The 24078-nt window shown below is 65.2% G+C and carries 14 protein-coding genes and 2 tRNA genes; 12 read left to right on the top strand and 4 right to left on the bottom strand.

Translation table 11 applies throughout. The annotated features are described in order from the left end of the window. Positions 1-41 precede the first annotated feature (41 nt). Positions 42-2318 carry a glycine--tRNA ligase subunit beta gene (gene glyS / locus Sj15T_RS04695; protein WP_041386387.1) on the top strand — a complete coding sequence of 759 codons (2277 nt, stop codon included), beginning with the start codon at positions 42-44 and terminating at the stop codon, positions 2316-2318. Positions 2319-2460: 142 nt separating this feature from the next. Next, complete coding sequence (gene ppdK / locus Sj15T_RS04690; RefSeq protein WP_013040097.1) at positions 2461-5163, top strand: pyruvate, phosphate dikinase; 2703 nt, start codon at positions 2461-2463, stop codon at positions 5161-5163. 37 nt (positions 5164-5200) lie between these two features. Here the strand turns inward: ppdK and Sj15T_RS04685 are convergent, their stop codons facing one another. Continuing rightward, complete coding sequence (locus Sj15T_RS04685; protein ID WP_013040096.1) at positions 5201-5701, bottom strand: hypothetical protein; 501 nt, start codon at positions 5699-5701, stop codon at positions 5201-5203. A gap of 139 nt (positions 5702-5840) precedes the next feature. Here Sj15T_RS04685 and Sj15T_RS04680 point away from each other — a divergent pair. Then, positions 5841-5917: transfer RNA gene (locus Sj15T_RS04680), tRNA-Arg, on the top strand. Between the two features lie 144 nt (positions 5918-6061). Then, a tRNA-Arg gene (locus Sj15T_RS04675) sits at positions 6062-6138 on the top strand. 28 nt (positions 6139-6166) lie between these two features. On the opposite strand, the gene Sj15T_RS04670 is transcribed toward Sj15T_RS04675, so the two are convergent. Then, on the bottom strand, positions 6167-7069 hold the full coding sequence (locus tag Sj15T_RS04670) for an endo alpha-1,4 polygalactosaminidase (protein WP_013040095.1): 903 nt from the start codon (positions 7067-7069) through the stop codon (positions 6167-6169). Between the two features lie 567 nt (positions 7070-7636). Here Sj15T_RS04670 and Sj15T_RS04665 point away from each other — a divergent pair. Genes Sj15T_RS04665 through pelF form a run of 8 tightly spaced genes read left to right on the top strand, consistent with a single transcriptional unit; the run spans position 7637 to position 20872 of the window. Continuing rightward, positions 7637-11932, top strand: coding sequence for a cadherin domain-containing protein (locus tag Sj15T_RS04665; protein WP_013040094.1), 4296 nt, complete (start codon positions 7637-7639; stop codon positions 11930-11932). 15 nt (positions 11933-11947) lie between these two features. Beyond that, the gene (gene pelG, locus Sj15T_RS04660) at positions 11948-13357 is read left to right on the top strand and encodes an exopolysaccharide Pel transporter PelG (RefSeq protein ID WP_013040093.1); all 1410 of its coding nucleotides are present in this window, start codon (positions 11948-11950) and stop codon (positions 13355-13357) included. Beyond that, entirely contained in the window at positions 13354-14217 is an 864-nt protein-coding gene (locus Sj15T_RS04655) for an endo alpha-1,4 polygalactosaminidase (protein ID WP_013040092.1), read from the top strand. Before pelG ends, Sj15T_RS04655 begins: the two co-directional genes overlap by 4 nt. Beyond that, positions 14214-15953, top strand: coding sequence for a hypothetical protein (locus Sj15T_RS04650; RefSeq protein WP_013040091.1), 1740 nt, complete (start codon positions 14214-14216; stop codon positions 15951-15953). Before Sj15T_RS04655 ends, Sj15T_RS04650 begins: the two co-directional genes overlap by 4 nt. Beyond that, a complete protein-coding gene (locus Sj15T_RS04645; RefSeq protein ID WP_013040090.1) occupies positions 15950-17467 on the top strand; it encodes a hypothetical protein in 1518 nt (505 codons plus the stop codon). The genes Sj15T_RS04650 and Sj15T_RS04645 overlap by 4 nt, the downstream gene beginning before the upstream one ends. Beyond that, the gene (locus Sj15T_RS04640; protein WP_013040089.1) at positions 17467-18414 is read left to right on the top strand and encodes a hypothetical protein; all 948 of its coding nucleotides are present in this window, start codon (positions 17467-17469) and stop codon (positions 18412-18414) included. Before Sj15T_RS04645 ends, Sj15T_RS04640 begins: the two co-directional genes overlap by 1 nt. After that, positions 18411-19382, top strand: a complete 972-nt coding sequence (locus Sj15T_RS04635) for a hypothetical protein (RefSeq protein ID WP_013040088.1) — start codon at positions 18411-18413, stop codon at positions 19380-19382. The genes Sj15T_RS04640 and Sj15T_RS04635 overlap by 4 nt, the downstream gene beginning before the upstream one ends. Further along, positions 19379-20872, top strand: coding sequence for a GT4 family glycosyltransferase PelF (pelF, locus tag Sj15T_RS04630; protein ID WP_013040087.1), 1494 nt, complete (start codon positions 19379-19381; stop codon positions 20870-20872). Before Sj15T_RS04635 ends, pelF begins: the two co-directional genes overlap by 4 nt. A 10-nt stretch (positions 20873-20882) precedes the next feature. On the opposite strand, the gene Sj15T_RS04625 is transcribed toward pelF, so the two are convergent. Further along, entirely contained in the window at positions 20883-22265 is a 1383-nt protein-coding gene (locus Sj15T_RS04625; RefSeq protein WP_013040086.1) for an HlyD family type I secretion periplasmic adaptor subunit, read from the bottom strand. Then, on the bottom strand, positions 22262-23983 hold the full coding sequence (locus Sj15T_RS04620; protein ID WP_081440641.1) for a type I secretion system permease/ATPase: 1722 nt from the start codon (positions 23981-23983) through the stop codon (positions 22262-22264). Before Sj15T_RS04620 ends, Sj15T_RS04625 begins: the two co-directional genes overlap by 4 nt. Between the last annotated feature and the right edge of the window lie 95 nt (positions 23984-24078).

Raw genomic sequence — 24078 nt, 5'->3', positions numbered from 1 at the left:
GTCGAAGCCCTCCACTTCTTCTAAGAATGCGGTTCCGGCTCATGACTGATTTCCTCCTCGAACTCCGCTGCGAAGAAATCCCGGCCCGGATGCAATTGAAGGCTTCCGAAGACCTCGCCCGCCTCTTCACCGAGGAACTGGCGAAGTCCGGCCTGAAACCCGAAAGCATCGACAGCTTCGTCACGCCCCGCCGCCTGGCGCTGATCGCCCGCAACCTGCCGCTGGAAACCGCCGCCGTCAGCGAGGAGCATAAAGGCCCGCGCACCTCGGCGCCCGCGCAGGCGCTGGAAGGCTTCCTCCGCAAGACCGGCCTGACGCAAGACCAACTGGAAGACCGCGACGGCGTCTGGTTCGCCACGGTCAACAAGCCCGGCCGCGCCTCTGCGCAGGTTCTGGCCGAAGCCGTCCCCGCCGTCATCCGCGCCTTCCCCTGGCCCAAGTCGATGCGCTGGGGCAAGGCATCCCAGACCACGGAAAGCCTCCGCTGGGTCCGCCCGTTGCAGGGGATCGTCGCGATCCTGGGCGAAGAACTGGTCGACATCGAAATCGAAGGCATCAAGTCGGGCTACGCCACGCTCGGCCACCGCTTCCACCATCCGGGCGAAATCACCATCGGCGGCGCGCACGACTATGCCGAAAAGCTGCGCGCCTGCCATGTGATCGTCAGCCACCGGGAACGCCAGTCGATCATCGAGGCAAAGGCCGCCGAAGCCGCCGCCGCCCATGGCTATACGGTGATCGAGGACAAGGGCCTCGTCGCGGAAAATGCGGGCCTGACGGAATGGCCGGTGCCGCTGCTGGGCGATTTCGACCCGGCTTTTCTTGAGGTGCCGCCTGAAGTCATCCAGCTAACCCTCCGCATCAACCAGAAATATTTTGTCCTGCGCGATGCAAGCGGCAAGCTCGCCCCCGCCTTCATCTGCACCGCCAATATAGAGGCGAAGGACGGCGGCGCGGCCATCGTCGCGGGCAATCGCAAGGTTCTCGCCGCCCGCCTGTCCGACGCCCGCTTCTTCTGGGAACAGGACCGCAAGACGAAGCTGGAAGACCATGCGAAGAAGCTGGAACGCATCACCTTCCACGAAAAGCTCGGCACCGTCGCCGACAAGGTGGAGCGCGTCGCCAAACTGGCCCGCTGGCTGGTGGAAGAGGGGATTGTTCAATCCAACAAAGAAGGCCAGCAACCGGAGACAGAGCTTTTCAACGCAGCCTTGTCTGCCAGTCGTCTCGCAAAGGCTGATCTTGTAACTGAAATGGTTGGCGAATTTCCAGAACTTCAAGGCGTTATGGGCGGATATTATGCTCGCGCAGAAGGTCTTTCAGGCGCTGTCGCTGATGCTATTCGGGATCACTACAAGCCGATCGGCCAAAGCGATGAAGTGCCAACCGCGCCTGCTACAGTTGTAGTTTCCCTAGCTGATAAATTAGACAACATCCTTGCTTTTTTTGCCATTGATGAAAAGCCGACTGGTTCGAAAGATCCGTTTGCGCTCCGCAGGGCGGGTTTAGGTATTCTCTCGCTGATCGGGCAATCGGAAATCCGGCTGCCTTTCTCAAAGATCGGACCTCAATATCTCGCCCTCTTGGCCAAACAGATCGCCAGCCGAGGCCTTGAGGATACTGGATACAGTTCCTTTGCACACGATGTGTATCAAGATTGGTTGGCGGGTCGGCCGTTAACGCGCAACGAAGATGGTTCGATCTCCCGGATGAATGATGACGGCGGGTCAAGGCATTATAGTCAGGAACTGGCGCCGCTAATCAGATATGCTGCGGATGTGCATGAGGCCGTGATGAAATCCGCTCCGGACGTGCTGCCATTCCTAGCCGACCGTCTCAAGGTCCAGCAAAAGGAAGCTGGCGTCCGTCACGACCTGATCGACGCGGTGTTTGCGCTCGGCGGTGAGGACGATCTGGTTCGCCTGCTGGCCCGCGTGAAGGCGCTTCAATCCTTCGTCGCCACGGACGACGGCACGAACCTTCTCGCCGGCTACAAGCGCGCCGCCAACATCTTGAAAAAAGAAGGAGTCGAAACCGCGGAGGCGACCCAGCTTACCTACACCCCCGAACCCGCCGAAGCCGCCCTCATCGCTGCCCTGGACGCTGCCGAACCCCGCGCCACCGCCGCCGTAGCTGCGGAGGATTTCGAAGGCGCCATGGCCGCGCTTGCAACATTGCGCGCCCCCATCGACGCCTTTTTCGAAAGCGTCACCGTCAACGACGCCGATGAAACCAAGCGCTCCGCCCGCCTGGCGCTGCTCTCGCGGGTGCGCAAGGCGGTCCATGCGGTGGCCGATTTCTCGAAAATTGCCGGATAATAAAGACAGATAAGCGCGCAATCGGGAAAATCAGTGAAATAGGACATCAATCATCGTAAAAGCGGGTGCGTTTGTCGCCCGCCTGTTGTTAAAGTTTTGTTGCATCGCACAATACACGGCAATCAGCAGGAGAGCCGCTATTATGTTGACAATGGAAGAGGCCAGCATGAGCACGACCGCGACCCGTTATGTCTATCGTTTCGGCGGCGGCGTCGATGACGGCGGCAAGGGCGACAAGAATCTCCTGGGCGGCAAGGGCGCCAATCTGGACGGCATGGCCGCCATCGGCCTGCCCGTGCCCCCCGGTTTCACCATCACGACGGAGATGTGCACCCGCTATTATACCGATGGCGGCGTCTATCCCGAAAGCCTGAAGGCGGAAGTCGCGAACGGCATCGCCCATATCGAGGGCGTCACCGGCAAGAAGTTCGGCGACAAGGCCGACCCGCTGCTGGTCTCCGTCCGCTCCGGCGCGCGCATTTCCATGCCCGGCATGATGGACACGGTCCTGAACCTCGGCCTCAACGATGAAACCGTGATCGGCCTCGCCGCCGCTTCGGGCGACGAGCGTTTCGCCTGGGACAGCTATCGCCGCTTCATCCAGATGTATTCGGACGTGGTGCTGGAACTCGACCATGGCGCGTTCGAGGAAGCGCTGGAGATCGCCAAGGAAGACCAGGGCTACACGCTCGACACGGAAATGACCGCCGCCGACTGGAAGGCGCTCGTTACCGAATATAAAGGCCTGGTTTCAAAGCTTTGGAACAAGCCCTTCCCGCAGGATGTGAACGACCAGCTTTGGGGCGCGATCAGCGCCGTCTTCGGTAGCTGGCAGGCCGACCGCGCCAAGGTCTATCGCCGCCTCAACTCGATCCCGCACGATTGGGGCACCGCCGTCAACGTGCAGGCGATGGTGTTCGGCAATATGGGCGACACCTCGGCCACTGGCGTCGCCTTCACCCGCGACCCCGCCACCGGCGAGAACGCCTATTATGGCGAATATCTGATCAACGCCCAGGGCGAGGATGTGGTGGCGGGCATCCGCACGCCGCAATATCTGACCAGGGCCGCGCGCGAGCGGGCAGGGGCCAAGCCGCTGTCGATGGAAGAGGCGATGCCGGAAACCTATGCCGAACTGGCGCGGGTGTTCCAGATCCTCGAAACCCATTATCGCGACATGCAGGACATCGAATTCACGGTGCAGCAGGGCAAGCTCTGGATGCTCCAGACCCGCTCCGGCAAGCGCACCGCCAAGGCCGCGCTGAAAATCGCGGTCGACATGGCGAATGAGGGCCTGATCACGGAGGAAGAGGCCGTCGCCCGCGTCGATCCCGCCGCGCTCGACCAGCTTCTGCACCCGACCCTCGATCCCAAGGCGCCCCGCGACGTGCTGACCAAGGGCCTGCCCGCCTCGCCGGGCGCGGCTTCGGGCGCCATCGTGTTCGATGCCGACACCGCGGAGCGCCGCAACGAACTGGGCGACTCCGTCATCCTCGTCCGCGTCGAAACCAGCCCTGAAGACATTCACGGCATGCATGCGGCCAAGGGCATCCTGACCGCGCGCGGCGGCATGACCAGCCACGCCGCCGTGGTGGCGCGCGGCATGGGCCGCCCCTGCGTCTCCGGCGCGGGCAGCCTGTCCATCGACAATGCCGCCAAGACGCTGCGCATCGAAGGCCGCACGTTGAAGGAAGGCGACATCCTCACCATCGACGGTTCGACCGGCGAAGTGATGGCGGGCGAAGTCCCGACTGTGCAGCCCGAACTGGCGGGCGACTTCGGCATCCTGATGGCCTGGGCCGACAAGGTCCGCCGCCTGAAGGTCCGCGCCAACGCCGAAACCCCGCTCGACTGCCAGACTGCCCGCGATTTCGGCGCGGAAGGCGTGGGCCTGTGCCGCACCGAACATATGTTCTTCGACGCGGCCCGCATCACCGCCGTGCGGGAGATGATCCTGGCCGACAGCGAAAAGGGCCGCCGCGTGGCGCTCGACAAGCTGCTGCCGGAACAGCGGGACGATTTCGCGCAGATTTTCATGGTGATGGCGGGCCTGCCCGTCACCATCCGCCTGCTCGACCCGCCGCTGCACGAATTCCTGCCCCATGGCGAAGCGGAGTTCGAGGAAGTGGCCAGGGCAGCGGGCGTCGGCGTGGAGGCGTTGAAGCGCCGCGCCGCCGAACTGCATGAATTCAACCCGATGCTGGGCCATCGCGGTTGCCGCCTGGGCGTCACCTACCCCGAAATCTACGAAATGCAGGCTCGCGCCATCTTCGAGGCCGCGCTGATCATCAAGCAGCGCAGCGGCGAAGCGCCGATCCCCGAAATCATGATCCCGCTCGTCGCCACGAAGAAGGAGCTGGAACTGATGAAGGCCATCGTCGACAGCGTGGCCAAGCAGGTGTTCGAGGAGCAGGGCGCTTCGGTCGACTATCTGGTCGGCACCATGATCGAACTGCCCCGCGCCGCATTGAAGGCAGGCGAGATCGCCGAAGTCGGCGAATTCTTCTCCTTCGGCACCAACGACCTGACGCAGACGACCATCGGCATCAGCCGCGATGACGCCGGGCGCTTCCTGACGCAATATGTGGACAAGGGCATCTTCGCCCGCGACCCGTTCGTCAGCATCGATGTGGAGGGCGTCGGCGAACTGATCGAACTGGCCGCCGAACGCGGCCGCGCTACGCGGAGCGGCATCAAGCTCGGCATTTGCGGGGAGCATGGCGGCGACCCGGCGTCCATCGCCTTTTGCGAGAAGACGGGCCTCGATTATGTATCGGCATCGCCCTATCGGGTGCCGATCGCTCGCCTTGCCGCGGCTCAGGCGGCGCTGGCGAACCGGAAATGACAGGACAGGGGCGGGAGATCATCCCGCCCCTTTCTTTTCAGGCTTGCGTGGTGCGATGCTCGTAGAGCCGTGCATGCTCCTGGTCCTGGCGGGCATCCAGCAGGCGAGCCTGCTCCCGCCATTCCTCCCGCGAAATCACGCCACGACGCAGGCCAAGTTGCGTTTCCAGCGCTGCCTCCTGCTCGGCGCCGATCGCCGCGATCTGGTCGTAGCGATGATAGCCCGCCTGGTTAAGCGCGATCTCATCCTGCGGAGTGATGCCCCGGATGCGGCTGAAATCGTCCCGCTCATGCGTGCTTCCGGCAGGGCCGTGCATGGCGGCGGGCCGTGGCGGAACCGAGTGACGCTCCAGTTCGGCGATCCGCTCCCGCGCGTCGGCCAGGCGCGCGTCCCGATCCTTGACCGCATGGGCGTGGGCAAGCTGCTCGTCACGCCAATAGCGCTTATATTTGCCGCGCCCGCTTAAAATGAGGCCCAGAAGCAGCCCGATCAGCAGCGCGATCACCAACAGCGCGATTTCATTTGGTGTGAAGGTCATCTCAGCATCCTTTCCTGCCCATCGAACGACCAGGGCGAAACAAGGTTGCGGTTCGACGCCTTCCAAGGAGCTGGCCGGCAAAAAAGTGCAAAAAGGGCTTGCTCAAAAGCCTGGGCGCTTCTATCTGCGCCACTCCAACGCACCCGTAGCTCAGCTGGATAGAGCATCAGACTACGAATCTGAGGGTCGGACGTTCGAATCGTTCCGGGTGCGCCATTTCCCACAGTCCCGTTTTCATGTCCTCGCATGGGCGCGAAGTCGCTTGTCCGAGGGATGCGACCGGCGGCGGTTTTTAAATAAGGATAGTCCAGTTTAGGGGTTGCCAGACTGCCCGCCCCCTTCTATCTGCCCCTCCACCACGCACCCGTAGCTCAGCTGGATAGAGCATCAGACTACGAATCTGAGGGTCGGACGTTCGAATCGTTCCGGGTGCGCCATTTCCCTTAAATCGCTGCAAAACCAGCCTTAAGGAACGCATCGGTCCAGGGCGGGCCTGTCCAGATCCACGACGGTGATGATCGTGGAGACGGCAGCGTTGGCGGATATGCTGCACGTCCTTGCCCGGTCGAAGGTTCCGGCTGGCCATTCCTCCGGATATTCGGCGTTGAACGCGGGCTTGCCCGCCGCGACATAGGGCGCGCTGTCGGCGCAGAAATCGCCCAGCACGCATCCTTCGAACAATATGGCGTCGAACAGCGGCACGAGCTTCGCGGACGAACCGCCGGCGTTCTTCTGCACCGGCTTCAGCCCATAGCCGCGCGCCCGGGCGGAGAGGGCGGTCACATAGGCGATCATGTCCTGTTCCGTCAGGTCGAACCCTGTCGTCGCGGCGCCATCCTCGAACGCGTCCATCACGTCGAATTCGACATGGTCGAAACCCTTGTCCCGGCACATGCGCAGCCGATCGTCCATGATCTGGATGAATTCGGGATAGCGGCGAATGTCGATGTAACGCTCGCCCGCGAAGCCGGGATAGCTGTTGCCCAATAGTCCCGATATGGCCGAGAGGCTGGCATAGTCTGGCCGGTTGCTTTCCGCCGATCCGACATCGAGATAGCAGATCGTCCTGGTTCCGCGGGATTTGGCCAGCGCCACATAAGCGGCAGCCGTGTCGAACCCGTCGACATCGAGATAGGCGACGGCGGGCGGCGTCGCGGGCAGGCCCTGGTTCTGCAATATCCAGTCCCAACTGAAAAGCGTTGCAGGGGCCGGGGCGGGCGTGGGGGAGGGGCTGGGCGAGGGCGTTGGAGCCGGCGTCGGGGCGGGGGTCGGCGTGCCGTCATCTCCACCGCCTCCGCACCCGGCCAGCATCAGCGTGGCGGCGGCGATAAGGCCGATAGAGGATAGCTTTTCGCGTGCCCGAAACACAATCACGGTCCCTTCTTGCGGAACGTCGATCCTGAATCAGTAAACCGCCACCCGGCGGGACGGGCGGTCGAGGCGGGAGGTCTTATAAAGTAAAATGAGCAATGCCGGGATATAGCGGTGGGTATAATCCATCCGCTATACTTAACTAGTATACATCCTTAATTGATAGACTATTTGGCCATATCGGAAATTTTTTATGCCGATATTTGTTCATTGAAGTTGACATTGAAACATGCCTGACCGCAAATTAACCATGGGTAAAACTTCAAAAAACCGAGTCGCCCCAGATGGATGCGTGGTGTGACTGTAGCCCTGAGCGGATCGCCGGCCTTGGGAACCGCAGCGGGCATATCAGAAGATGATTTTTATACCCTGACGCAGCCTCATCGACGCGGATAATGGCTGGGAAACCCAGAACGGCATATTTTTGTCTTCGATGCCGGGCATGAGCGTTGCGCTCTATTGTCCGTTGTGCATGCGCGTCCGGTTTTTATTGACGAAAACCAAAAGATATTGGGTCGCAAACCTGTGAAATGATTTCGACATTCATAAGTTTAGGGGTTTGCCATGACCTATGGCCACAGCGTCACCATCGACGGCTCTTTGGATGACTGGTTCGCGACCGACCGGATCGACGACAACAGCGCCCCCGGCTACCAGGTCTATGCGACGCTTGACAATGACGCCTTCGTCTTCGCCCTGACCGCGCCCGTTGCCATAGGCGCGGACACCACCGTCTGGCTGAACACGGACGGCAAGACGTCCACCGGCTACCAGATATTCGGCTTCGCGGGCGGCGCGGAATATAATGTCAATTTCGCGGCCGACGGAACGGTGAACCTCTATAGCGGCGCGGCGGGCGAGACGCTGGTGCTGGGCGGCCTGCAGGCGGCCTGGTCGGCGGACCGCACCACGGTCGAATTCCGCCTGCCGACCTCGGCGGTGGGCAATCCGGCGGCGATGTACAGCTATTACGACATCAACAACCTGTCCAACAGCTTCATGCCGTCCAACTATCAGTCCGCCCCGTTCACGGTCTTCAACCAGACGACCGCGACCCAGGCCCCGGACATGCGGATCGGCATCGTCTTCTCCCAGACGACCGCCGACGCCTATTTCAGCCCGACCGCCTATTCGCAGCTTTTCATGTCGGTCCAGGCGCAGGCGATCCAGGCCGGCATCCCCTTCGACATATTGACGGAGGCCGACCTTACCGATCTCAACAAGCTGTCCCATTACGACGCGCTGGTCTTCCCCTCCTTCCGCAACGTCCCCGTCGACAAGGTGGAGGCGATTTCCCACACGCTGGAAATGGCCAGCAAGCAACTGGGCATCGGCCTGATCACGGCGGGCGAGTTCATGACGAACCAGCCGCATGTGCCGGGCGGCGCTATCGGCGGCGATCCGCTGCCGGGCGATCCCTATGCCCAGATGAAGCTGCTGTTCGACGCCACCCGCGTCACCGGCGGCACCGGCGATGTGGTGGTGACCGCGACGGACCCGACCGGCCTCGTCCTCGACCATTATGCCAACGGGCAGCAGGTAAACAGCTATAGCGGCGTCGGCTGGAACGCCTTCGCCAGCGTCAGCGGCACCGGGCACCAGATCGCCACCGAAACCATAAACGGCGGATCGGCCTATGCCGCCGCCCTCGCGACGCAGACCGGCGCGGCGCGCAACGTCCTCTTCTCCAGCGAAGGCGTGATGGCCGACGCCAACATGCTGCAACAGGCGATCAGCTATGCGGCCAACGGCACCGGCCTGTCGGTCGGCCTGCATTTGTCGCGCGAATCCGGCGTCGTCGCCGCCCGCGTCGACATGGACCAGAGCCAGGAGCTGGAGGACGTCGACCCTCCCGGCAGCACGCCGGGCATCTACGACAAGCTGCTGCCCATCCTGACGCAATGGAAGGCGGACTATAATTTCGTTGGCAGCTTCTACCTGAATGTCGGCAACGGGACCAACGGCACCGGGACCGACTGGGCGGTGTCGCTGCCCTATTACAAGGCGCTCCTCGACCTCGGCAACGAACTGGGGACGCACAGCCTGACCCACCCGGACAATACCAACCTGCTCAACGCGCAGCAGATCCAGACTGAATTCCAGGACAGCATCGCGATCCTGAACCAGCAGATCAGCGCCTATCTCAACCAGCCGTTCCAGATCACCGGCGCCGCCGTGCCGGGAGCGCCGGAATCCCTTCCGGTATCGCAGGAGATCATGAAATATGTGTCGGATTATCTGACCGGCGGCTATGCGGCGCAGGGCGCGGGCTATCCCAACGCCTTCGGCTATCTGACGCCCGCCGACCAGAGCAAGATCTATTTCGCGCCCAACACATCCTTCGACTACACCTTCATCGAATTTCAGCAGAAGACCGTGGCCGAAGCGACCGCGCTCTGGATCGGCGAATTCGACAAGCTGGTCGCCAATGCGGGGATGCCCGTCATCGTCTGGCCCTGGCACGATTATGGCGCGGCGGATTTCCTGTCGGGCAGCCCGACGGTGGACAGCCCCTATGATATTTCACTGTTCACAAGCTGGATTCAGCATGCGGTGGCGGCGAACATGGAATTCGTCACGCTGGATGACCTAGCGGCGCGCATGACGGCGGTGAAGAACGCCACGATCACCACGACCGTGGCGGGCAACAGCATCACCGCCAGCGTCGGCGGCGCCAATGTCGGCAACCTGTCGCTGGATGTCGAGCGCCAGGGCGCGCTGGTCATCCAGAATGTGACCGGCTGGTATGCCTATGACAGCGACAGCGTCTTCCTGCCCCAGAGCGGGGGCACCTTCAAGATCACTCTGGGAGCAGCGGCGGACGATGTGACGCACATCACCGACCTGCCGATGCGGGCCGTGCTGCTGAGCGTCGCCGGCGACGGCCATAACCTCGCCTTTTCGATCCAGGGAGAGGGGAAGGTCGTCATCGACATCGCCAATCCGGGCACGGACGGGATCGTCGTCACCGGGGCGGCGGGATATAGCCAGGTCGGGGAGATCGTGACGGTCGACCTGGGCGGCTATGGCCTGCACAACGTCATGCTGGAATATAAGAATCCGCCGGTGATCGTCTCCAATGGCGGCGGCCCCACGGCGACGCTTTCCATGGGGGAGAACGGCACGGCCGTGACAACCGTTGTCGCGACCGATGCGGACGTGGGGACGGTGATCGGCTATTCCATCTCCGGCGGAGCGGACGCCGCGAAATTCAGGATCGACGGCGCGACGGGAGCGCTGACCTTCCTCAGCGCGCCGAATTTCGAAGCGGCCGGCGATGTCGGGACGGACAATGTCTATGACGTCATCGTCCGCGCATCCGACGGCACGCTGTACGACGATCAGGCGATCGCGGTCACGATCACCAATGTGAACGAAGCGCCGGTCATCACCTCAAACGGCGGCGGGGCTTCGGCGGCCGTCTCCGTCGCCGAAAACCTGACGGGCGTGACGACCGTGACCGCGATCGATCCCGATGCGGGCACGATGCTAGCCTATTCGATCGTCGGCGGCCCGGATCGCGCGCTGTTCTCGATCGATCCTTCGACCGGCGCGCTCGCGTTCCTCAGCCCGCCCAATTACGACCTGCCGGGCGATGCGAACGGAAACAATGTCTACAGCCTGACCGTGCGAGTGTCCGACGGCGCGCTGTTCGACGATCAGGTCATCAACGTCACCGTCACCAATGTGAACGAGCAGGCGCCGGTGATCACCTCCGGCGGCGGCGGCGACACGGCTGCCATCTCGGTTTCCAGCGGCACGCGGACTGTGATGAAGGTTACGGCTGTCGATCCTGATGCCAACACGACGCTGGCCTATTCCATCGCGGGCGGCGTGGATGCTGGCAAGTTCACGATCAACGCTTCCACAGGGCAGCTCAACTTCGTGAGCACGCCCAATTATCTGCTGCCGACGGACGCGGGCAGGGACAATGTCTATGACGTCATCGTCCGCGCGTCGGACGGAACGCTCCATGACGAGCAGGCCATCGCCGTCACCGTGACCATCCTCAACGCCCCGCCGATCATCATCTCCAACGGCGGCGGCGCATCCGCCACCATCCGCATGGCCGAAAACGGCACGGCCGTGACGAAGGTCACGGCGACGGACGTCAACCTGGGTCAGTCAATCACCTATTCGCTGGGATCGGCCGTGGACGGCGCGCTCTTTTCCATCGATCCTCAGAGCGGCGTCCTCACCTTCAAGAGCGCCCCGGATTTCGAGGCGCCGGCCGATTCCAACCTGGACAATCGCTATCAGGTCCAGGTGCTGGCGACGGACAGCCTGGGGGCTCAGGATTTCCAGAACCTGACGGTCGTCGTCAACAATGTCTCCGGCCTGTCGCTGACGGCGGCCAGCGGCGGTTCGACGCTCATCGGTCAGGGGGAGGAAGACACGCTGAGGGGCGCGGGCGGCAACGACACGCTGATCGGCAATGGCGGGTCCGATACGCTGAACGGCGCGGGCGGCAATGACAATATCGATGGCGGCGCGGGCGCCGACCGCATCACGGGAGGAGCGGGCGCGGACATATTGACGGGCGGCGCCGATGCCGACCTGTTCATCTACAATGCGACGGGCAACAGCACGCTTGCGGTCATGGACCGGATCATGGATTTCCAGCAGGGGATCGACCGGATCGACCTGTCCGGGATCGACGCCCTCTCCGCGCTGTCGGGAAACCAGGCCTTCAGCTTCATCGGCAATGCAGCCTTTTCAGGGGCGGGCCAGCTCCATGTCTATTCCAACGGTACGGACAGCTTTGTCGAGGCGAATGTCGACAATAATCCGGCGACGGTGGATTTCGCGATCAGGCTGATCGGGGTGCACAACCTGACCGCGAGCGATTTCCTGCTTTAGCGACGGGGCCGGAGAATGGCTGGCATCGGCTTCAGATTGGACCGGATAGCCCGGGAAGAGGGATTGGGCGGGATCGCCAACGCCGCCTTTCACGGGGCCGTGGTCAGTTCCGGGCCGTGGCTGATGACCGCCCTCGCGGTCTTCCTGCTACAGGGGTGGACGCGGTCCGCCATGGCTCCCGCCGATCATGCGATCATCCAGACCAGCCTGGTCTATGCCTTCGGCGTATCGACGGTGATCACGGCGCCATTGGCGATGATCGCGACCCGTATGGCGTCGGATCGCTTCTATCTGGGGGAGCGCGACGCCATCCCCGCCATCCTGCTCGCGGCGCTGGTGTGGGCGACGCTGGCCTCGCAGATCGCCGGCGGTCTGCTGTTCGGCCTGGCCGGAAGATTGCGGCCGGACCTGTTCCTGCTCGCGACCGCCATTCTGACGCTGTTCTCGCAAATCTGGATCGCCAGCCCCTTCCTGCACGCGACATGGCGGCATCGGCCGATCTTCCTGGCCTATTTTTGCGGCATCGCGATGGTGACCCTGTGCCTGGTGCTGTTCCGGCCGACCGCGCCGGCCGCTGTCCTTGCATCCATCGCGGCGGGCCTGACCGTGACGCTGGCGCTGCTGATCGCCGCGATACGGGATGATTTTCCCAACAGCCCCGACTGGCGGACGGACTGGATCGGCCGGACGCCCGGCGTGCTGGCGCTGGGCGCGGCGGGGCTGGCCAATGCGCTGGCGATCTGGATCGACAAATGGCTGCTCTGGTGGGCGCCGGGCAGCGTCCAAGCCGTGGGGGCGCTGCGCGTCAATCCGGTCAACGACCAGGCCAGCTTCCTCGGCCTGCTCACGATGATCCCCGGCCTGACGCTGATCCTGGTGACGACGGAGACGCGGTTCGACCGCGCCTTCACGGCGCTGATGGGCCATTGCATGGGCACCGCCAATCGCCGCCGGATCGAAAAGGCGCGGCGGAAGGTCGGCCGGACGATCCGGCTGGACCTGCGGCTGCTGATGGTGGAGCAGGCGATCCTCGCCGGCTTCTGCTGGGTTCTGGCGCCGGAGATCATCCGCCTGCTGGACATGAACGCGCGCGGCATATTCGGTTTCCGGCTGACGGCGGTTGGCGTGGTCTTCCACCTCGTCGCGATCCAGATGAGCATCATCCTCTCCTATTACGACCTTGCCGGCCGGATCGTGGCGGTCTGGGGCAGCTTCCTGCTGGCGAGCGCGGCGGGCACGCTGCTGTTTCGCGACAGCGGCTTCGCCGGCTTCGGCTTCGGCTATCTGGCGGGCGCGGTCACGGCGGCCTCGCTGGCCGTCGCGCTGGTGGCGGAGGCGACGGGCAGGCTCACCTATCTGCTCTTCGTCGGCAATAATCCGGCGGTGGTCGGCAATAGCGGCCTGTGGGCGAGGTTCTGGCCATGAGCGTCCTTCCCTTCCGCCGCCGCGATCTGCTGGCGCTGTCGCTGATGGTGTTCGGCCTTTCGGCCCGCGCACTGCCCGAAATCGGCGCGGCCGATGGCTGGGGCGTGGATTATGGCGAGGCGACCGACCCCGCCGTGGCCCGCCGTTTCGGCCTTCTGGTGCTGGAGCCGGACTTCGCCCGCCCGCTCGCCCCGCTGCGCGGTCCCGGCAGCCGGTTGCTGGGCTATATCAGCCTGGGGGAGGTCCATGCCGGTCGCCCCTTCATCACCGAACTGGAAAAGGCGGGCGCGCTGCGACAGGCCAATCCGAACTGGCCGAAGGCGCGGCTCGTCGACCTGCGCGATCCCGCCTGGACCGGCCTGGTGATCGAACGCCTGATCCCCGCCATATTGCGCAAGGGCTATGACGGCATCTTCATGGACACGCTGGACAATGCGGAGGCGTTGGAGCGGCAGGATGCCGAGCGGAACAAGGGCATGGTGGCCGGCGCCGCGCGGCTGGTGCAGGCCATTCGCGCGCGCTTCCCCGACATGGCGATCATGATGAACCGGGGCTATGCCCTGCTGCCGCAGGTTGCCGGTCGGATCGACATCGTGCTGGCGGAGGCCATGGCGTCGCGCTGGAACTTCGCGGAGGGGCGCTATGAGATGACCTCCGCCGAAGACTGGCAGTGGCAGGCGAACCATCTGTTCGCGGCCAGGCGGATCAATCCCCGCCTGGGGCTCGCCACGCTCGATTATTGGGATATGCGGGACACGGCCACTGTCGCCAGCCTCTATGCGCGGGAACGCGCCGCCGGATTCCAGCCCTATGTGTCCACCCTGGCCCTCGACCGGCTCATAGCGGAACCCCCGTCATGAAGATCGAAGCGCTGCGCAATCCGAACATGGCGTTCGTCGGACCGATTGCGGGGGGCGGGCTGCTGATCGCCGCCGCGGTGCTGCTGATGCCCAGCCACTGGCAGATCGCCGATGCGATCCGACGGGCGACATTCGCGCCGCCGCCGGTCGCCATGCCCTTGCCTCCACCGGGCACGGCCATTCTGATGCAGCGCTTCGCGCAAGGGAAAAGCCTTTCTCCTCCCGACCTCCAACGGCTGTTGAACGCTTCCGTGGCGACGGCCGACGCAAAGGTTCTGGGACGGCTTTCGGACGCCCTGGCGCGGGGCGGCGCGCCGGTTTCGAGTGCGCGGCTGACCTATGACATCATGGCGGGCGGACGTCCGGAGGTCGCGCTCGCCTTCCTGGAAGGCCGGCCGGACCGCGCTGCCCCGGCCCATTGGCGCCTGCGCTTCGACCTGCATCGCAAGGTCGGGGATGCGCAGGGCGCGGCCGACCTGGCGCGGGCGGCGGCGATGAACCCCGGAACCGCCCCGGCGAAAGATCTGGTCGAGGCCAGCTATGCGCTCGGCCAGCCGGACCTGCTGATCCTGGCGGCGGAACATGGCGCCATGGCGCCGCTTGACCCCGCCCGGTCGCTCGATCTGGCATCCTGGGCGAATGCGGCAGGACGCTATGACCTCATTGCCCGGATCGATCGGTCCGGGACGCCGCGCTGGCGGGAGCGGAACCCCTGGCTCGCCATGACCCTGGCGCAGCGGTCCGGCGACATCCGTTCGGCGCTCCGCTATGCCGCCATGCTGCCGACGGGGCGCGACGCGGCCCGCGAAAGCATCGTCATGGCGTCCGGAAACGGGGATGCGGTGCGGCGATGGTTGCTTGATCGGGCGGCCGAGCCAGGAGCAGACCGTCCCGCCATCGCGCAACGCCTGCTGGAAAGGGGCTTCCGATCGGATTCCATCGCCTTGCTTCGGCAGCAATCGGCGGCCGGGAACGACGCCGTTTCCGCTGCGCGCATGCTGTACCTGATGGGGCCGCGCCCTGTCGCGCAGGACTTGGCCTGGCTGAAGGCGCGGGCATCGGCCGATCCGACCTGGGTGCAGCCCTATGTCGAACGCGCGCGGCCTGCGGAGGCGCTGGCCTTTCTGGAGGCGGCCGGGAGTGCGGACAGCAACGACATTCTGGTTCAGCGCATCGCACTGGCCAATGCGGCACGCGACAGGGCGGCGGCTGCGCGGGCGCTCGACCGGCTGCTCGACGGCCGCCCCCTTTCCGCCGTGCAGTTGAAGGCGGCGGCCGCTGCCCGCGTTCCGCCGGAGCGGGCGGCTTATTACGATCTGGCGCTTGCGAACGCCCGTATCGCCAATGGCGCGGCTGAGCCGTCGGATCGCCTTCGCCTCGCCTGGGACGGCTGGAACAGGGGCGATGCGCGAGAGGCCGCCGGCCAGTTGCAGGTCTATCTTCGCGAACGCCCCGACGACAGGGTGGCGTTGAGCCTGATGGCCGATGCGCAGGCGAAGCTGAAGGGGGAAGCCGGGGCTCGCCCCTGGATCGAAAGATCGCTGGCCCTCGCGCCGCCGCTTTCGGTGGAACGGGCGGAACTGCTGGGTCGGCTTGGTCGGACGGCGGAGGCAACGGCCATTGTCGAAGCGCTGCGCCGCGCCGCGCCCGCCGACCGCAAGCTCGACATCATGCTGGCCCGCCTGCTCATAGCGGCGGGCGATCCGGGGCGCGCGCGCAAGGTGCTGCGGCCATGACGCCGCTGGCCGCCTTGCTGCTGATGGGTCCGCCGCCGCTCATGATCGCGGCATTGCCGCCCGACACCGACGTGACGGCGTCGGACGCAAGGACGGTCGACCTGCAATGGAGCGGGGACGTGCATATCGAACTGGAAGACAGCGGCTATGAACTGGTCGTCCGGTTCGACCGCCCGATTGCCGATGCAGCGCTCAAGGATTTCGCCGCTGCCGCCGGTCCCGACCTGGCGGATCTGCGCTGGAATGACGACAGCCTGGTTCTGCGCGCCGCTGCGGGGCGGAAGCTGGAGGCGGTGGCGGACAAGCGCGTGCTGCATGTCCGTTTCCTGCCCGATGGAGAGGCGACGCCTGCCCCGGCCATCGCAGGCGAACCGCAAAGGGCGGATTTGGACGTCGAACTTGCCATCGCCCGGGCGCAGGCGGATGCCGCCGCCGGCTATCCCGGCCTGGCGCGGCGGCGGCTTGCCCCGCTGGCGGCGGCATATCCGGGCGACAGGCGCATACAGCGCCTGCTGGGCGACATGGAGGTTGCGGAGGGTGCGCTGGCCCTTGGCGCGGCGCGCTATCGCAACCTCGCCGCGGACGACCCCTTTGCCCGGCAGGCGCTGGCGGAATCGGGCGGCAATGTCGCGGCGGCGGTGACGGCGCGCGGCGGCAAGGTCTTCTGGCAGGGGGAGGCGGGCCTCAACGCCGTGGTGCCGTTGGACAGCCGCCTCTCTTTAGGCGCGGGCATCCGCTGGTTCCGCTCGGAAGCGGATACCGTCTATGGCGCCAACGGCATCCTGGCCAATCGCACGTCCCGCTCGACCGTGGGGGATCTGTTCGCGACCGTCAATCTGGGCGCGGTGTCCCGGATCGAGCTTCAGGGCAGTGCCCAATTGGACGAAAAGGTCGCGGGCGCGGGCCTCCGGCTGTTCGCCGGGCCGCCCGAAAGGCAGGGGAGGTTGGTCCTCGCCTATCGCCTGCCGGACCTCGCCACGCCGGAACAGTCGACCTTCGGCGGGCATATCAGCCGCGCAGGGATCGGCGGGACGATCCGCCTGACGCCCGAACTGGCGGTGCAGGCGGATGGCGGCTGGAACGGCTATGGATTGACCGGCGGCGGCGTCCGGACGCGCAGCGTCACCGTGGCGGGCGGCCTCGATTACCTGCTCCGCCGCGGATCGCCGTCGCTGGCGGTGAGCTACCGGCTGGATGCGGAATATGTCGGCCGCAGGACGCTGCGGCCCAATGGCCTTGCCTATATCCCCCTCAGCGACAGGGAAAATCACAGCTTCCAACTGTCGTCCGGCATGTCCTGGACCCGTTGGCAGATCAGCGGCGCGGCGGGCTGGACCTTCGACCGAAAGGGCAAGACCGACGGACCCACGGCGAACGTCAGCGCCACGGGGCGGCTGAGCGACGGCTGGCGCCTCCAGGCGAGCGGCGGGATCAGCTCGATCAGCCGACCGGGCATTTCAGGCCGCCAACTTTATCTGCGCGTGGCGCTCACTCGCTATCTCGGGAGGCACTGATGCTGAAGAAGCGGCCCATGCTGCTGCAATGCGCGGAAATGCTGCTCCTCTTCGCCGCGCTGGTGGCGGTCGACCAGGGATTGATGAAGGGCGACGCCTTTTCCGATCTGAACCCCAATCCCTATTGGCTGCCGGTGCTGGTCATGGCGACGACCTATGGCACCGGATCGGGACTGGCCGCGGCCGCCATCTCCTCCGCCATCTGGTTCCACTGGTCGAACCTGTGGTCGGGCGCGACCGACCATATCGAGCAGCAATTGCGCCTTTCCATCCAGCCGATGCTGTGGATGGTGACGGCCCTGGTGACCGGGGAGGTGACGGCCAGCCGCAGGAACCGCCTGGCGGACCAGGAGCGGCAGCATCAGGCGATGGACCGCAACTGGAAGAAGCTGGCGGAAATCATCGCCCGGCTCACCGACACCAACCGCAAGCTCCAGGTCCGGATCGCGACCGAGCAGCGCACGATCGTCCAGGCCATGGCGGCCGGGCTGGCCTTTTCGAAAGCCGATCCGGAAAGTCAGGCCGATGCGCTCGCCCGCCTGATCGCGCTCGCCGCGCAGACGGAGGATTTCACCTTCTACGACGTGCGCGGCGCGCAGGTGACGGCGCGCTTCGGCGGCAGGGCGGCCATGGGCCAGCCCCCGGACCTGTCGCGCTCTTCGATGGCGCAGGCGATGCTGGCCACGCCCCGGCCGTTGCGGGCGGATCGCGCCGCCGACTGTCCGCTGTTGTCGGAGAGCGGCATTCTGGCCGTGCCGGTCGCGGGGACGGATGAAGGACTGGCAGCCATCATCCTTGTCCACAGCGCCGTCGGAATCAGGATCACGGAGGCCTATGTCGCGCAACTGCTGCAGGTCGCGGACCTGCTGGGCCAATCCCCGGCGCTGTTCGGCCGCGAACAGGCATCTGCGGCGAAATGGCTGGTGCCTGAAGGAAAGGTGGCTTGATCGTCCTGCTCATCCTGTTTTCGGCCGTCGACCTGCTTCTGCTCCTTGGCGCGCTGTGGATGGGGCAGGGGAGCGGCTACTGGTTCGCGCCCGTCCATCTCGCGCTCTCCTGCGCCGCCCTGCTGGTCGCGATGAAGCGGCTCGCGGGGCCAGAGCGATTTCCAAGCGATCGGAGCCGACCGCTGATCAAGAAATCGCGGAAGGCAAGGAATCCAGAGCGGCAATCGGATTCAGTCAGATCGAAACCCGCTCTGGGCGTGCTTCAGCGCTTTGCCCTGCCGGTCGGGGCAGCCATCGGGCCGGCGGGCATGCTGGGCTGCCTGATGCTGGCGCCGCTCGCCCGGAGATCAGGCCGGAAGAGGCAGATCGCCTATCGGAATGTCCGCACCGGCAAGCGGCGGAAGGTCGGCGAAATGTCCCCGGTCGAGCGGTTGGGCCGGATACTCGACGATCGCGTGCGCTATCCGGAAAGCGACGAGATCGGCTCGCTCGCCACCATGCTCCGCTACGGCAATCTCCAGGCGCGCTATCGGGCGCTGGAAACCGCGGTGATCTCCTTCGAGCCGCGACTGTCCCCCCTGATCGTCATGGCCCTGTCCGACGAGGATCAGACCATCCGGGCGCTTGCCGCCGCCGCCGCCGCGCAGGTCAGCTACAATCTGGCGCAGCAGCGCGGCGAATTGCAGGCGAGGATCGCGCCCTCCCAGCATCTCGACGATCGCTATGCCCTTGCCATGCTGCTGGCCGATCATGGCTGCTTCAACCAGTTGCTCCCCCAGGGGCAGCGGCTTCGGCTCTGTCAGGAGGCCAACCGGAAGCTGGAGGAGATTGCCGGCCTGCTGAAAGGCGGGGACATAAGGCGCCGCGCCTTGCAGGCGGCGCGCGCCCAGTTGAGGCGCGCCATGGAACGCCATCAGCCGGGCCAGGCGCGGTCCGCGCCCCTGGCCGGTGCGGAGCCGGCGACATGATGTCCGACGGGCAGGAAAGCGACATATGCCTGATCGTCGAAGGCGCCTATCCGTTCGTCGTCGGCGGCGTTTCCAGTTGGCTTCAGGATCTGATCCTCGCCATGCCCGATCTGCGATTTTCCCTCGTCGCCATAAAGGCGGGCAATGGCGCGCAACCCTGGCGCATGGCGCCGCCGTCCAATGTCGTCGAGGTGGTGGAAATCCCGCTGCTGATCGAACCCTGCCTGCCGCGCCGCTATCCGGCGTCGCAGATGAAGCGGATCGGCCGCCTGCTGCTCGCCTTCCTGTCGACGGGCGGCAGGGACGACCTGATCCGTCTGGGGAAGGCGCTGGAGGGATTGAGGCCGGCGCCCGGCGCGGGCGATCTCCTCTCCAATCCGGAGATATTCGACCTCTTCACCCATTATTACGACACGGCTTTCCGCTCGGCCTCCTTCCATCATTTCTTCTGGGCGATGCGGGTGCTTCTGGGCGGGCTGCTCAAGATGCTGCTCGCGCCCTTGCCGAAGGCGCGGGTCTATCACACCATCTCCACCGGCTTTGCGGGCCTGCTGGCTGCGCGGGCCGCGCATGAGACCGGCCATCCCGCCTTCATCACCGAACATGGCATCTACATGCTGGAACGGCAGATAGAGATCATGATGGCCGACTGGATCGGGGACCAGATCGAAACCGGGCTGACGCTGGACCGGGAAGGGCATGACCTGCGCGACCTGTGGCTGGCGGTCTTCCAGACCTATACGCGCGCCTGCTATGACGCGTGCGACCCGATCATCGCGCTTTACGGCGCCAACAACCAGACGCAGCGCCGCCTGGGCGCCCGTCAGGAACGGTTGCGCGTCATTCCCAACGGCATCGATGCGGAGCGCTTCGCATCGATGGAGCGAGCCTGCGATCCCGCCCGGCCGCTGGTGGCGCTGATCGGCCGGGTCGTGCCGATCAAGGACATCAAGACCTTCATCAGGGCGGCCGCGCTGGTCCTGGCGGACATGCCGGAAGTCCGCTTCGCCATATTGGGTCCGCTGGACGAGGACCCCGACTATGCCGCCGATTGCGAAGCGCTGGTCGCCGAACTGGGCATCGGCAATGCGGTGCAGTTCGCCGGGCGGGTCGATGTCGCGCAATGGCTGCCCCGGATCGACCTGATCGTCCTCACCAGCCTGTCGGAAGCGCAGCCGCTCGTCATATTGGAAGGGGGCGCGTGCGGCGTGCCGGTGGTCGCCCCCGATGTCGGCAGTTGCCGGGAAATGATAGAGGGACGGACGCCCGCGGTCGACCGGCCGGGCGGCATCGTCACCGAACTGGTCAATCCGGAAGGGACGGCCGCGGCGATCCAGCACCTGCTGAGATCGCCCTCCCTGCGCCGCGCCATGGGCGAAGCGCTACGCGAGCGCGTTGTGCGGGATTATGATCGCGGCGCCATCATCGCCGAATATCGCCGGATATATGAGGCGCTCGGAGCGCGGGTCCGCTTTTCCGAACTGCAATGACCGCTTGGGGTCAATGCTCCCTGAAGGACAGCCAGAGCGACTGGGTCAGCGGCTCCAGCGCATATTGCAGCGCCGTCCGCCGCCGCAGCGGCACCAGAAGCTGCACCGGCATGCCCGCCTTCAGGCTGAAATCCTCGCCCCTCACGTCCCTGATCCTGGCCAGTTCCCTTGGCGGCACGATCATCTCCGCGGTGTAGAAGGACATGCCTGTCTTCTCGTCCTGGAAGCTGTCCGCCGACAGCCGGCTGATCCGCCCGTCCATGATCGGCAGGTCGCGCTCATGCAGGCTGCTGAACTTGATCTGCGCCCGCTGCCCCACCTTCAGGTCGTCAATGTCCTCGGGCGAAATCCGCGCCTCTATGACCAGGCCCGCCCGGTCGGGGACGATGTCCATCAGCTTCTGCCCGGCGGCGATGACGCCGCCCACGGTGAAGACGTTGAGGCCGACGATGGTGCCGGCGGCAGGCGCCCGGATTTGCAGCCGGGCAAGCTGATCCTTGGCGGCCCGATATTTGGGCAGCACTTCGTTGAGCGAGAATTCGACGTCGCGCAGTTCCGACGCGGCCCGTTCCCTATAGGCCTTTTCCGCTTCCAGCGCCTTCAGCCGATTTTCGCCCGCTTCGGCGCCGGACCGGGCGATGCTGGCGGAAAATTGGCCTTCCTGCCCATGAAGGTCGGCCCTGGCGCGTTCCAGGGCCCTGATCCGGGATTTGGAGACGAACCCTTTTTCCGCCACGCCGCGCAGGCTCTCCAGCTCCTCCCCGATCAGCCGGGCCTGTTCCGAAGAGGCCGCCAGCTGCGAACGATAGCCGCGCGTCGTCTGCTGCACCTGATTGGCCTGCTCGCGCAGCACGCCGGTCTGCGCCGCCAGCACGGAGGACCGCGCATCGAACTGGGTCTGTTGCAGGCGGATCGCTTCCCGCGCATCATCCTGTTCCTGCCCCTCAAGGGCATCGAATTCGGCAGGCCATTCGACATGGCTCGCGCCCGATTGCTCGGCTATCAGCCTTGCCCGCTGCGCCTTCAGCTCGATATATTGCGCGCCATACATTCGCGCCTGCGCCCGCACCTCGGCGTCGGCCAATTCCATCAGCGGCTGGCCCTGGCCGACATGCTGGCCTTCCTTGACGAAGATCGCGCCCACCACGCCGCCGTCGCGATGCTGCACCGACTGCCGCTGGCCCGCCACGGTGAGCCGCCCCGGCGCATAGGCGGCCGCGTCGAGGCGCGCAAAGGCCGCCCAGCCGAGGAACAGGACGAAGAACAGCACAGCGACGATCGTGCCGGCACGCATGTCGCGCTCAGGACGGTCGTCGATGATCTCCGGGCCGCAGCTGGCGGGATAGTGAAGCTCGACCGCTCCGGTCGCGTCCCTGATCTGAATGTCCTTCATGGCGCCTGCCCCTCCGCCGTCTGGGGAGCGGGCCGTTCTTCCGAGCGGATCGCCTTCAGCCGGCCCAGCACGTCGTCGCGCCCGCCAAAGGCTTCCACCCTTCCGTCGCGCATCACCATGATCTTGTCGACCACGCCCAATATCCCCATGCGATGGGCGACGATGATGACGGACGCGTTCCTCTTCTTGAGGTCGGCCAGGGTTGCGACCAGCCGCACCTCTCCCTCCGCGTCGAGATGCGCGTTGGGCTCGTCCAGGAAGACCAGCGGCGGCCCGCCATAGAGCGCCCGCGCCAGGCCAACGCGCTGCGCCTGCCCGGCGGAAAGGCCGCGCCCCCCCCAATCGAGCGTCAGATTATATCCGCCCGGCAGCTGCTGGATCATGTCATGCGCGCCGCTCAGCCGGGCGGCTTCGATGACGGCATCGTCGATCGCTTCCTCCTCGTCCGACAGGTAATTGCCGAAACGGGCGATATTCTCCTTGATGGTCCCCGCGAACAGCGAGGTGTCTTGCGGCAGATAGCCGACGAAGCCCGCCAGCCGTTCCGAATCCCAGTCCTGCATGTCCGCGCCGTCATAGCGGATCGATCCGCGCAACGGCCGCGCCGCGCCGGACAGCATGCGCAGCAGCGTGGATTTGCCCGCGCCGCTGGGTCCGACGATGGCGATGACTTCGCCCGGCTCCACCGTGAAGTTGACGTCGGCGAGGACCGGCCTTTCCTGGCCCGGATTGAAACAGGTCAGATGCTCGACCGCGATATGGCCTTTAGGCGCGGGCAGCCGGGTGAGGGCGATGTCCGCGTCCCTCGCGGCCAGCAGGTCGTTGAGCGTCCCATAGCTCGCCCGCGCGTGGACGACGCTGCGCCACGCGCCCAGCAACTGGTCGATCGGCGCGAGCGCCCGGCCGACGAGGAAGGAGGAGGCGAAGATCGCGCCCGCCGAAATCTGGTTGTTGATCGCCAGCCACGCGCCCAGCCCCAGCGCCAGCGATTGCAGGGCGAGACGGATGAACTTGCTGATGGCGACATAATGGCCGCCCGCGAAGCTCGCGCCGGCCTGAAGGTTCAGCATCGTCCTGCGTTCGAGCAGGTGACGCCGCACCAGCGCATTGCGCATGCCCAGGGCGCGGATCACCTCCGCGCCTGCGATGGTCTGTTCCTGGCTGACATAGGCCTTGTTCGCGGCGTCATTGGCCTGCTTGAGCGGCGCGTTCGTCCGCCGTTCGTTGCAGAGCGCGATGAAGAGGAGCGCGCCCCCGCCGACCACCGCCATGGCCGCAATGGCCGGGTGGATCAGGAAGCAGACGAGGACATAGATGGGGCTCCAGGGAAAATCGAAGATCGAGAGGATGGTCGGCCCGGTCAACGCCTGGCGCAGGGCGTCGAATTCCCGCAGGATCTGCTTGTTCATCGCTTCGCCCGTCGAACCCCGTCCGCTCAGCGCCGTGTCGAGCAGCAGTCCCGAAAGCTGCCGGTCGAAGCGGATGCTGGCCCGCACCAGCAGGCGGGATCGCACCTGCTCCAGCAGCGCGAGCGTGCCGATCGCGAAAATGATGATGACGGTCAGGAAGAACAGGGTAAGCCTGCCCTGTCCCGTCACGACGCGATCATAGATTTGCAGCATGTAGAGAACGGGTCCGATATAAAGGACGTTCATCAATGCGCTGAATATCAAGGAAGAAAGAAAGTGGCGCCTGCATGATGACAGGGCAGCCTTCATCGGAGCGGATGGTTTGTGAAGGTCACGCAACATAAGTTCCGCCCCGCCCCATGTCGCGCTATGCCATCAGCGCTATGTCCTGCGTTTTCTTATAC

Origin of the sequence: Sphingobium sp. TA15 (assembly GCF_037101235.1) — a bacterium.
Classification (GTDB): Bacteria; Pseudomonadota; Alphaproteobacteria; order Sphingomonadales; family Sphingomonadaceae; genus Sphingobium; species Sphingobium indicum.
Note: the sequence above shows the minus strand (reverse complement) of the source record. Positions and strands in the feature narration are given on the sequence as shown.

Excerpts from the sequence above, each read along its gene's own strand:
- glyS (WP_041386387.1), top strand. The coding sequence starts at position 42 with ATGACTGATTTCCTCCTCGAACTCCGCTGCGAAGAAATCCCGGCCCGG.
- ppdK (WP_013040097.1), top strand. The coding sequence starts at position 2,461 with ATGTTGACAATGGAAGAGGCCAGCATGAGCACGACCGCGACCCGTTAT.
- Sj15T_RS04685 (WP_013040096.1), bottom strand. The coding sequence starts at position 5,701 with ATGACCTTCACACCAAATGAAATCGCGCTGTTGGTGATCGCGCTGCTG.
- Sj15T_RS04665 (WP_013040094.1), top strand. The coding sequence starts at position 7,637 with ATGACCTATGGCCACAGCGTCACCATCGACGGCTCTTTGGATGACTGG.
- pelG (WP_013040093.1), top strand. The coding sequence starts at position 11,948 with ATGGCTGGCATCGGCTTCAGATTGGACCGGATAGCCCGGGAAGAGGGA.
- Sj15T_RS04655 (WP_013040092.1), top strand. The coding sequence starts at position 13,354 with ATGAGCGTCCTTCCCTTCCGCCGCCGCGATCTGCTGGCGCTGTCGCTG.
- Sj15T_RS04650 (WP_013040091.1), top strand. The coding sequence starts at position 14,214 with ATGAAGATCGAAGCGCTGCGCAATCCGAACATGGCGTTCGTCGGACCG.
- Sj15T_RS04645 (WP_013040090.1), top strand. The coding sequence starts at position 15,950 with ATGACGCCGCTGGCCGCCTTGCTGCTGATGGGTCCGCCGCCGCTCATG.
- Sj15T_RS04640 (WP_013040089.1), top strand. The coding sequence starts at position 17,467 with ATGCTGAAGAAGCGGCCCATGCTGCTGCAATGCGCGGAAATGCTGCTC.
- pelF (WP_013040087.1), top strand. The coding sequence starts at position 19,379 with ATGATGTCCGACGGGCAGGAAAGCGACATATGCCTGATCGTCGAAGGC.
- Sj15T_RS04625 (WP_013040086.1), bottom strand. The coding sequence starts at position 22,265 with ATGAAGGACATTCAGATCAGGGACGCGACCGGAGCGGTCGAGCTTCAC.
- Sj15T_RS04620 (WP_081440641.1), bottom strand. The coding sequence starts at position 23,983 with ATGAAGGCTGCCCTGTCATCATGCAGGCGCCACTTTCTTTCTTCCTTG.